Annotated in this window: 11 protein-coding genes and 1 pseudogene; 2 read left to right on the forward strand and 10 right to left on the reverse strand. The window is 47.0% G+C overall.

Annotated features, from left to right (window positions below; genetic code table 11):
- Window positions 1-81 precede the first annotated feature (81 nt).
- The 8 genes and pseudogenes from FDX04_RS23995 to FDX04_RS24030 all read right to left on the reverse strand — a co-directional run.
- Window positions 82-188, reverse strand: a pseudogene (locus FDX04_RS23995) (type II toxin-antitoxin system PemK/MazF family toxin); the annotation flags it as partial.
- Between the two features lie 51 nt (window positions 189-239).
- Entirely contained in the window at window positions 240-1,265 is a 1,026-nt protein-coding gene (locus tag FDX04_RS24000) for an AbrB family transcriptional regulator (protein WP_061381753.1), read from the reverse strand.
- 65 nt (window positions 1,266-1,330) lie between these two features.
- Window positions 1,331-2,479, reverse strand: coding sequence for an acetyl-CoA carboxylase biotin carboxylase subunit family protein (locus tag FDX04_RS24005; RefSeq protein WP_249935556.1), 1,149 nt, complete (start codon window positions 2,477-2,479; stop codon window positions 1,331-1,333).
- Window positions 2,480-2,562: 83 nt separating this feature from the next.
- Window positions 2,563-3,201 carry a 2OG-Fe dioxygenase family protein gene (locus FDX04_RS24010; protein WP_137371595.1) on the reverse strand — a complete coding sequence of 213 codons (639 nt, stop codon included), beginning with the start codon at window positions 3,199-3,201 and terminating at the stop codon, window positions 2,563-2,565.
- Between the two features lie 161 nt (window positions 3,202-3,362).
- On the reverse strand, window positions 3,363-3,563 hold the full coding sequence (locus FDX04_RS24015; RefSeq protein WP_137371596.1) for a 2-hydroxymuconate tautomerase family protein: 201 nt from the start codon (window positions 3,561-3,563) through the stop codon (window positions 3,363-3,365).
- A gap of 15 nt (window positions 3,564-3,578) precedes the next feature.
- Window positions 3,579-4,919 (reverse strand): hypothetical protein, encoded by a 1,341-nt coding sequence (locus tag FDX04_RS24020; protein WP_137360324.1) that lies wholly within the window; start codon window positions 4,917-4,919, stop codon window positions 3,579-3,581.
- A 240-nt stretch (window positions 4,920-5,159) separates the two neighbouring features.
- Window positions 5,160-5,582, reverse strand: a complete 423-nt coding sequence (locus FDX04_RS24590; protein ID WP_249935557.1) for an FAD/NAD(P)-binding protein — start codon at window positions 5,580-5,582, stop codon at window positions 5,160-5,162.
- A 4-nt stretch (window positions 5,583-5,586) separates the two neighbouring features.
- A complete protein-coding gene (locus FDX04_RS24030) occupies window positions 5,587-6,777 on the reverse strand; it encodes an MFS transporter (RefSeq protein WP_137360325.1) in 1,191 nt (396 codons plus the stop codon).
- Between the two features lie 108 nt (window positions 6,778-6,885).
- Between FDX04_RS24030 and FDX04_RS24035 the strand changes: the two genes are divergently transcribed.
- Complete coding sequence (locus FDX04_RS24035) at window positions 6,886-7,758, forward strand: LysR family transcriptional regulator (RefSeq protein ID WP_137360326.1); 873 nt, start codon at window positions 6,886-6,888, stop codon at window positions 7,756-7,758.
- Window positions 7,759-7,863: 105 nt separating this feature from the next.
- Here FDX04_RS24035 and cbl read toward each other — a convergent pair whose 3' ends face one another.
- Together cbl and nac are read right to left on the reverse strand one after the other, a co-directional pair.
- On the reverse strand, window positions 7,864-8,814 hold the full coding sequence (gene cbl, locus FDX04_RS24040; RefSeq protein ID WP_137360327.1) for an HTH-type transcriptional regulator Cbl: 951 nt from the start codon (window positions 8,812-8,814) through the stop codon (window positions 7,864-7,866).
- A gap of 101 nt (window positions 8,815-8,915) precedes the next feature.
- Window positions 8,916-9,833, reverse strand: coding sequence for a nitrogen assimilation transcriptional regulator NAC (gene nac / locus FDX04_RS24045; RefSeq protein ID WP_042309161.1), 918 nt, complete (start codon window positions 9,831-9,833; stop codon window positions 8,916-8,918).
- A 123-nt stretch (window positions 9,834-9,956) separates the two neighbouring features.
- On the opposite strand from nac, the gene FDX04_RS24265 reads away from it, so the two are divergent.
- Window positions 9,957-10,169, forward strand: coding sequence for a hypothetical protein (locus tag FDX04_RS24265; protein WP_170972902.1), 213 nt, complete (start codon window positions 9,957-9,959; stop codon window positions 10,167-10,169).
- Window positions 10,170-10,185 lie beyond the last annotated feature (16 nt).

A 10,185-nucleotide genomic window follows, 5' to 3' on the forward strand; every position in this document is an offset into this window, starting at 1 on the left:
TCGAGTCCAGTCAGAGGAGCCAGATTTAAGAAGCCTGCTTAGGAAACTAAGCGGGCTTTTTGCTTTTTTGCGTCTCTGGTGTTAACTCAGAATCGCATCCAGCCTGGCAAGCACCTCATTGACAACGGCGTCAGGTATGCGTTCCGGGCCGCCATATCTATAGTTCTGGGCTGGTCGCAGCGAATAAGCGCAATAATAACCGCAACGCCACAACATTGCCTTGCTCTTCAAGGAAGACATTAATCCACTTTCATCTGTCTTTTGCGAAAGAAAACCAATGCTGGAACGGTATGAATGAGAAGCATACGAATAATATGATTCGCCATAACAAAGCTCGCATCCGCTTTTAACGCCAGCGCGGCAAATGACATCGACTCCACGCTGCCGGGAACCCAGGAGAGCATCAACACCGGGAAGGGATAATCCAGCAAGCGCGCCGAGATAAATGCCATGATTATCGTCACCCCCAGTCCAATCAGAACAAGCTGTACCGAAGACCAAAGATGACGACTAAATTCAGCCATCGAATAAGTCGTAAAATGATGCCCCAGCAAGATCCCCATCAGCACCATGCTAATCTGGTTAAAGAGATCGGGGAAAATTAGCGGTTGTGAGGATAAAGGGTGCAATGCCGCCGCGCAAACCAGCGAGGTTATCATAAAGGGTGCCGGGAAATGTAAGCGCTCCAGAAACTTCCCCGCAATATATCCTGCTAATACCATTCCGGTAAGCCAGAGCAGATTGTGCCCGGAGAAAAAAACGGCTGGAGTCGCTGCCAGAATATCTGCAGATGCCCCACGGGTGATATACCCGGCCAGAAACGTCAGGGTAATGAGACGCAGAGAATGCGAGATCACAATCTTTTGTGGCGGCGTCTTAATATGAGAGGCTAACGCCAGTACCGCCGCCATCGCTCCTGGCACCGCACCTAAAAGCGCCTCTTCTTTACTCCAGCCTAACCGCCGCACACACCAGAAGTAACTCAAGGTAAATTGTAAAGATAAGCAGAGTAATAATAAAGCAAACAAAAGGCTTATCTGTCGATGTTCGCCATATGAAAAATCTCTGAACATAATCCCTATCGAGATTCCGAGAGAAAGCTGGATAACCGTGATACTCCCCGGCATTGAGGATACGGAGAACCCAATACGTTTAAGCATAAGCACGGTAAAAAGGGCACCAAACATCATGCCCAGTGGAACGTTACAGAAAGTGAATCCCTGCCCGACGAGAAAACAGAGGATAATACCTGCCAATACTCTCATCCAGTACCTCTCCTGGCCGGTTGTTCAGATAACAATAGTTTTCGCCGGCACCGTCATGAATATATTCAGTGCACCGTATCTTTAACCCAATGCGTATTATCGATCACCCATTGCGTTAGCATCGCAAGATGTTCCTCAATTTCGCGACTGGACTCACCTTCAACAATAGCACTGACAATCTCACCATTCGTCAGTTTCATCACATCGTAATGACGTCCGACAACACCTGTAGCCCGATAATTGATCACAAAAGGTAACGGACATTTATCCGCAATAGCCTGTAAGGTTCCTTGAGAAGGCGGTACATTCAGTTGTCCAACCCGGATAACAGGTATTCTTTGCGCTAAATCCCGCGGATACGTTTCGTTCAGACAGGCCTTGAGCCATGTCATACGCGGATCGAGGCCAAACGCCGCACCTAATTCTTCATTAACGAAACATCCGCCTAACCGGCAGGCAAGCTCGCCGAAAATAATATTACCGCCCTGATCCACAAATACCTCAAGATGAAGTAAGGTGTTTTTCTCAATAGGGAAGACTTCTTTCGCAAGGTATTTTGTATAGTCAATCAACTTCTGGTGTAGTGAATTATCATCTTCCATGACCAGCCCTAAGGTTTGCCCTGATAGAAAATCAAGACAAGATACCGTGGCCCGAGAGGCGGAAATAAATATGGGTTTCCCGTGCAGATACAACGCGTTGATCTGATAAGCCTCACCTTCGATAAACTTCTCGATTAACAGATTATGGTATTCAGAGGATTTCATCTGCGCCAGATATTTAAATAACTGACCTTCATTTTTTAAAACCACCACTCCCAGAGATCCACGTCCATCATTTGGTTTTATCACGCAGGGATATCCTTGTTGCGCAATAAATGAGGCCATTGCCGTCGCATTTCCCACGCGAGCCATTGCTGGAATCGGTAACTGATATTGCTGTACACGGGATTTCATCAGAAACTTATCGCGAAACAGGATCGCCGCATTCTCACGCCTCTGCGTTAAACCTAAACGATCGCTGATCCTTGCCGCTCTGAGCACATCAATTTCAGCCAGGAAGTAAATACCGCTGGCGTTGTTCGAACGTGCATAATGATAAATATCCAGTTCTACCAGGGGATTATCGTTAAAGTTTTCATAAAACAGAAAGGTAAAATCATTCCCCATATGATGCAAAATCGCCGCTTTTTGACTGGCGCAGGTGGCTATCACTAACGGCGTTGATTGCTGGCGTTCATGCCAGGCGTTTGGCGAGTGTTGTAAAAGAATTTTGGGTGGGCACTGTAAGATGTTCATTATTTTTCGCTCTCGATATCAAACGTAATGACAAACACATCCCGAAATCCTTTCCCGGGCAACAGCGGTACGATAGGTGCGGTATAATGCAGATAATTAACATCATTGAAAATGATCGCCTCCCCCGCCAGAATTTTGAAGGTTGTTGCGTCATTTCCGCCGTCGTGATGAGGGATTAACGTAGTATCGCCACCGGCGATATTTTCCATTTCGCTGCAATAGACGGCAATGAACTTAAAGCCATCCTGATGTATACCTTCCGGAGCAGGATAGCCCGGTTGTCGATCATGTGTTGTAATTCTTATTTGATGAATACCAACGTTATAATTATCCTTCGGTAGCAATGACAGTAATTTGCTAAATACCAGATTCATAATTTCTTCGGCAACATCTTGTTTTATTTCTGGATACTTTCTGCTGATACCACCTGAATACGTATTAAGTTTTTCAGACTGAAAGAAAACTCCGGCCTCGCACAAACTAAAATATTTTTCACACCCTGCTTTTGCCTGAAGATAACTTCGAAAACGAAATTTTCCATCTTCAGCTTTAAGCCAGGGATCAGGTAGCAACTCATCAAAGCTTTTTTTAACATTAATCGAGGTATTACCCAAACGTATATGATGATAAGCATGCATATATGACATCCTCAGAAAAGAGACAATAATGTATGTTGGTTATTTTTCTCAATTTATGACACCGGCAAGGGCCAATATCATTACCTGCATCCAGGGCAAAATACGATGACTGCGGATATCAGGCGAGGAACGCACGTTCCCCGCCATCACATTCACTATTACTAACTTTTTTTACGCAACTCGGTCACCGGTACGCCGCCAATCCCCCAGTTATCGGTATCTACTTCGTCAATAACCACAATGGTTGTAGCAGGGTTTTTATTAAGCACATCCACCAGTAGCTGAGTCGCACCTTCCATCAGCTGCTTCTTTTGTTTATCGGTCACACCTTCTTTAGTGATCTTAATATTTACGTAGGGCATAATAACTCCTGTAAACTAAATGATTGTGGATAATGCGCCGAGGTAGCTAAGCGCAAACAGGTTAAACAGCAGAACATAACCATAATGCATCTGGAAACTGGTTCTGCCGGGAGAAACATTAAGGCTGTTGGCAGCAAAAATTGCGTTTATCGATACCGGAGATAGCAGTTGCGTAGCAATAAAAAGGCAAATCCAAATCTGATAATCCACCACGCTGCCGGAAAGATAGTCGGAAAAAATCGACCACGACACGCTAAATATAATTAGGGGATGAATACCGAGGATACCAGGCAAGGGCAGAACAAATAAAATAATGGCATAGCACTGAAAAGTTGTAAGACCGCTAACAAACGCTGTAATGCCTTGCGGGATGTTTGCAAACAACATCATACATACCGATGTCAATAGGCTACATGCCAGGAGTAATACCACTTCGCCGGAGATCCCTTGAGCAGATTCAGACAGTTGTTGTGCCCACTGCTTTTTGCGATTCGCAAAATGGCTGACGATAAAAAGAACAACCGCCGTGAAAGTGATGCTCTGCAAAGGATTCAACCCCAGCACGCTCAACGATAGAATAAAGCTTCCCCAAAACAAGCCGATAAAAGCAAGAATCGAGGTCATATTGCCGCGGTCAGAAACCGTATGACTATCTTCGGCAACCAGTTGGACACGCGATTTCTGGTTTAACAGGATACTGAATAAAAACAGGGGAATGCCGACCAGCATCGCCGGAACATGAGGGATATCCGGCATAGCTGCCCATACCGCCGCCGCACCAATAGTCGTCGGCATTAAAACCATCGTGATACATACCGTACGAGTGACAATCTTCGCCAGGTTAAACTTCGGTTGAACCACTTTTTTCAGGCTATCAAGCAGGAGCGGAATGGCCCCAAGGCTCATTGGCCAGGTTAAAAAAGCGGTCAGCAACGTAATGGACAATGTGACTCGAGACGGTTTTTTCTGCAGTAAATATGCCCCCAGCGCAGCGTTAAAATTTATCGCGTTCATCACCTGCCGGAGTAATGCAATCCCCAACAGCAAGAGCATGACGTCTGAATATCGTACAAATACAGCGAGGAGGTTAAGTTCCCCACTCTTGTTTGCTGTCAGTAGAAAAATCATCGAAGCGAGAAAAATGAGGATCCCACTTCTTGCCGATGATTTTTTCCACCAGAATGAAAAAGTTGACAGGATATACAATATTGACGCAACGAGTGCAAAAGTAGACATCACGGGATATTTACCGGCGAGCACACAGGATGCAAGGAAAACACCCAATGAGATCACAATCATTGAGGATTGCAGATTTTGCCAGAGATTACCGTGCGTCTGGATTTGCTCAGTCTGCATTAATGACAACCTCATGCTGAACATTGCGATGGTGCAATTGTTGATACATATCGGTTACACAGCGCCCGGCATCGACCAGGAACCTCGAATTGACAAGGGGTCGGGGCAATACGTAAGTGTAAAAATTAGCCCCTTCCGCTGGATTGCCTAACACCCAAATCGATTCTTGCGTTTCCCCAAGGCAGTTAATCGGATGCTGATTGATATCAATATCCAGCCCGCCTGGATGATAACCATCGTTCATAAAGGGACGCGCAATGCCGTTTTTAGTATTCTCTCATACGCCCAATTCAAATATTCCCCCAATAAGCGACGAGGCAAGTAATCATTTGCATCAATAGCTAAACCTGTTTCGCTTTTTATATAGCGATCACCCACTTTGCGATAACCCTGATTGTTAGCCCATTGATGAAAACATGGGCCCGGGCGAAAAGGGCCGGCATTTTTTAAGGTCGCATCGCCAAACAATGTTATTTGACAGGCAACAGTATTAACTAATAAATGATCGGGCTGAGACAAACTATGCGCTCCCACACCCATAGCATTTTTATCAATAATAATGATCTGCATATGTTCATTAATCGCAGACTCTGTATGCAGGGCACAAATCCTTTCCAGAATACTTAAACCACGCGGTCCCATACCCAGTATAGCCACTGTCATTTTTTCATTCTTTGCTCCAACTGTCTGAATATTTAACTTTACTGTATTGTAAATAGCTAATCCCTGCTGCAATGAATAACGAGGCTGCACCCAATAATATGGAATAGGTCATTCCATTTTTATTGCTCTGGAAAGCACTGACAATTAATGGACCGACGATCTGCCCGACCCCATAAGTCAGCGTAACGAGGCCAAGAAGGTTAATCTTTTTTGGTGCCCTTATTTTTCTTGCCAGCGGCATGACCAAAGAACTGGTCCCCATGAATGTGCCGCCAAAACCAATACAGCTAATGGTTAGTAGCAGTGGTGAGTTAATAAATATGGCCATGACTACGCAACTCGCCTGAACAATTAAGTTAACACTTAGGCAGGATAATATATTCCACTTTCGCGCAGCCCATAACCAGCCATAGCATCCAGGAATAACGGCAAGACCGACAATGGACCAGATATGGTCGGCTAAAAAGGTGTTGCCAACCCCGCGGGCCATTAACGGTAAGTATGTAGCGACAATGATATAGCCGAATCCGGCCAGACCATACAGTAAGGCTAAATTCCACCACTGGATTTCAGGTTCCGCACTTACGACTGCTTTTACCGGGGGGATCATATGCTTATCTTTCGGCAATAAAATCAGCAGGATGACGAAAAATATCGCTGAAAGTATGGAAGCGCCAATCCACAACAAGCGTGAATCTAACGCGTAAGACACGCCAGCAATGACATATTCATTACCGATAAAAATGCCTATTCCTACGCCTGAAAACAGTGAGGCGATAACAAAAGGATTATGGGTATGCTGGAGCACCAGCATTGAACCAAATATCATCATTCCCGCGCTTGCCACACCCGCAAGGAATCTGATTAACAGAATAATTTCAGGCTGAGTCACTTGTGCCATCAAAAAAATCAGCAGGGCTGTGAGTAACGCTGAAGCCAGTAACAGCATTCTTAACTTATTGACTGCGTTGAAAATACCAAAGGAGAAAAGGAGACTGCCGACGAGGTAACCTGCATAGTTTGCGCTGGCAATTAAGGATAATTGCGAAAAGGTAAAAAGCCCTTCATGAAGCATAACGGGAAGCATAGGGGTATATAAAAAACGCCCAATTCCCATTCCTAAGGTCAAGACGATCATACCAAATACAGCAGTACTCAACTGACGATGGCCAACAGCACTGTGATCGAGATCCATTTTTTGGCCTCAAAAGACGAATTAAGTTTGATTGTTATATTACACAGGGAAATGATAATAAAAAGTTAATAAAAATGACGAAAACATTCACTTTAGGTAATGCCTTCTATGAACAGTACCTCGCTTAATTTGTTTAAAACGGTTGCGGAAACGGGTTCCATATCCGCTGCTGCACGTAGTCTGCACTGCGTTTCATCGAATGTCACAACCCGTCTCAAACAGCTGGAAGCCAGCCTTGACGTATCTCTGTTTGTCCGTGAGAAAAATCGTCTCTACATCACCCCTGAAGGCGAGCTTCTTCTTCGCTATGCCAACAAAATTCTGGCCCTGTTACACGAAGCGGAATTGTCCATGCATGGAACAAAAGTGGCGGGGCCGTTACGCATCGGCGCAATGGAAACGACCGCAGCGGTACGTCTGCCTTCGATACTGGCGAATTTCCACCGCGAAATGCCTTCCGTTGAGCTAAACCTGAAAACCTCCCCCACGGAGGTACTGGTGCAGCACATCCTGAACAATGAACTGGAAATCGCTTTCGTTGCCGATCATCAGGGACTGCACACGGAAAATTCGCCTCTGCAATTGCACATTTTATGTCAGGAAACGCTGGTACTGGTGACGGCGGCAGAACACCGGGATGTCATTACCGGCGCGGATCTCAAGGTGTCAAGACCGCTGGTCTTTGTTAAGGGGTGTAACTATCGCTCCCGTCTGGGACAATGGCTGCGGCTGCAGGGAGTCGATTATGCCGATCCCCTGGAGTTCGGCTCTTTTCAGGCGATCCTTGGCTGCGTGAGTGCCGGAATGGGGATTGCCCTGTTGCCAGAGAGCGTAGTCAGACAGTATGAACATAATTTCCCTATCCGTAGCCATGCGATTACGCCACAGATAGGTAACGTGAATACTATGATGATATGGCTTAAAAACCGAGAAGTCAGCCGGGTGCTTAATCGCTTTGTCTCATTTATTACCGGGGCTTAATTTTTCGCTACAGACAACGGTGCAATGCAGGCCGCAGAATCAGTGGAAGACTGGCGCATTCAAAAGAGCGCCAGTGGCAAAGTAATTGATATTGAAAACCCCGCTTTATATCTGATAATCAATCACCGTTTCATCCGGCTCCATTGCCTGGCGCTTAATTTCATCCACAGATAATCCAGCGTTACAGAGTTCGATAAATCGCCAGACGTAGTTGCGCTGCAGTTGTCCTCGTTTCAGACCCAACCAGACGGTATTCGCATCAAATAAATGTCGGGTATCCAGACGGGTTAAGCTCCCCTCTTCCTGCTCACCGCTGGATTGCTCTGCCACCAGCCCAATACCCAGTCCCAACGCCACATAAGTTTTAATCACATCCGAATCCTGGGCGCTGAGTATGATATCCGGCACTAACCCTTTTCGGGCAAACGCTTCATCAATACGCGAACGTCCCGTAATTCCCTGGCGATAAGTAATTAACGGCCAATGGGCGATGGATTCCAGCGTTAAAGGCGATGTCTTGACGATTGGATGGTCGTGCGGAACGAGCAGACTGTGGTGCCAACGAAACCAGGGAAAAGCCACCAGCAGTGGATCGCTACTCAGACGTTCACTGGCAATCCCAATATCTGCTCCGCCATTTTGCAACAACGCTTCGATCTCCTGTGGCGTGCCCTGAATCAGTTCCAGACGCACTTCCGGGAAAAGCTCACGAAAAGCTTTAATCACTGCGGGCAGGCTATAGCGCGCCTGGGTATGCGTGGTGGCTATCGTCAGAACACCTGAGGTGTCATTGGTAAACAGATCCGCCAGACGGCGGACGTTGCTGGCCTCATTCAGAATACGTTCGGCAATGCCCAGTAAGGCTTTACCCGGTTCGGTCATGCCCAGCAGGCGTTTCCCGCGACGAATAAATATTTCGATGCCAAGTTCATCTTCAAGTTCACGAATATGTCGGCTGACGCCCGACTGCGAGGTATACAATATATTCGCGACTTCCGTCAGGTTGTAATCCTGACGGGCCGCCTCGCGGATTATTTTAAGTTGCTGGAAATTCACTTTTCACTCCGGGCACATCAGACATTACGCTATTGTTAAAGTCTGATGCCCGGCATAACAAATAATAAAAACCTGCATCTTATTCCTCTTGGGAATAAGGTTTAGCTCACCAGCTGCAACTCACGGTTTTCCAGCATTGGTCGGCTAACCAGCGACAACAGGATCTCCTTGACTGCCTGCGCTTGTGGCGACAAGCTCCCCATGGCCGACACATTCAACGAGAGCGGCAGATTCATTGATGGGGCAGTAATCCGCGCCATCCAGCCATTTGCTGCATTGCACAGTGCGCGGGCTGCCGATTCGGGTAACACAGTGACGCCCATACCGCTGGCAATGGCAGCCGTTAAGGTCGAGATAGACTCGATTTCGCCAATGACTTTGGCCGTTAAGCGACGTAGCGAAAAAGCCTCATCCACCCGCAAACGCACCGCACTGTAATCCCGCGGCAGAAACAGATTCATCTGCGCCACTGCGGCCAAATCGACGCTTTGGCCTGGACAATCACGCGTCCCCACCAGGAAAAGATCTTCTTTCAGCAACGGCTGACAGCTTATGCCCGCCACGGGCGAGCGCTCATAGAGCACTGCCATGTCTAATTGTCCGCTGAGAAGCTTGTCATTTAGCACTGCCCCACTGTTTTCATGCAAATAGACCAGTACATCAGGCAGTTCGGCACGTACTGTTTGTAACAGTGGCATAGTGATGGATGATGCCGCCGTCCCCGGTGCCAGGCCAATAGAAACCTGACCACTCAGAGTCTGGCCAACATTATTGACCGCAAGTTGCGCCTGTTCACACTGACGTAAAATCGTTCGGGCGTGGGTATACAGCACTTTCCCCGCTTCCGTGGGCGTGACGCCGCGCTTGGTACGAATCAGCAATTGCTGATCCAGTTCGCCTTCCAGCGTGGCGACCTGCTGGCTCAGCGCAGGTTGCGCGATGTGCAACACTTCCGCTGCCTGGGTCAGGCTACCAATATCGACGATTTTTACGAAATATTTCAGTCGTCTGAAGTTCATTTTGCCTCCTGTCGGAATACCAGAACCCGTGCTGGCAGTCATGTGGTTCAGGATTGCAAGATACTTGCCAGTTTCGCCTGAAGCGGAGTCTTACGCCTGACGCCGCGCCAGGTAAGGAGCAAAGTGAAGAACGATATTTTTTGTACACCTATACAGATGATTGTGACTGCCCTGGAAAAGGTAGATACGCACCAGAATGGGGCAAAAGTATCAAAAGGCGGAAAGTTCGCCGCTTTGCTGATTTTGTCAGCAAACAAACGCACAATTGCATTTACCCCTTTGACAACCCTCATCCCCCTCGTTAATATGCGCCTCGTTCACATGATTCCTCTGTAGTTCAGTCGGTAGAACG

The organism is Citrobacter sp. wls615 (genome assembly GCF_005281355.1).
In the GTDB taxonomy this organism is placed as follows: domain Bacteria; phylum Pseudomonadota; class Gammaproteobacteria; order Enterobacterales; family Enterobacteriaceae; genus Citrobacter; species Citrobacter werkmanii.

Excerpts from the sequence above, each read along its gene's own strand:
- FDX04_RS24000 (WP_061381753.1), bottom strand. The coding sequence starts at position 1,265 with ATGAGAGTATTGGCAGGTATTATCCTCTGTTTTCTCGTCGGGCAGGGA.
- FDX04_RS24010 (WP_137371595.1), bottom strand. The coding sequence starts at position 3,201 with ATGCATGCTTATCATCATATACGTTTGGGTAATACCTCGATTAATGTT.
- FDX04_RS24015 (WP_137371596.1), bottom strand. The coding sequence starts at position 3,563 with ATGCCCTACGTAAATATTAAGATCACTAAAGAAGGTGTGACCGATAAA.
- FDX04_RS24020 (WP_137360324.1), bottom strand. The coding sequence starts at position 4,919 with ATGCAGACTGAGCAAATCCAGACGCACGGTAATCTCTGGCAAAATCTG.
- FDX04_RS24590 (WP_249935557.1), bottom strand. The coding sequence starts at position 5,582 with ATGACAGTGGCTATACTGGGTATGGGACCGCGTGGTTTAAGTATTCTG.
- FDX04_RS24030 (WP_137360325.1), bottom strand. The coding sequence starts at position 6,777 with ATGGATCTCGATCACAGTGCTGTTGGCCATCGTCAGTTGAGTACTGCT.
- FDX04_RS24035 (WP_137360326.1), top strand. The coding sequence starts at position 6,886 with ATGAACAGTACCTCGCTTAATTTGTTTAAAACGGTTGCGGAAACGGGT.
- nac (WP_042309161.1), bottom strand. The coding sequence starts at position 9,833 with ATGAACTTCAGACGACTGAAATATTTCGTAAAAATCGTCGATATTGGT.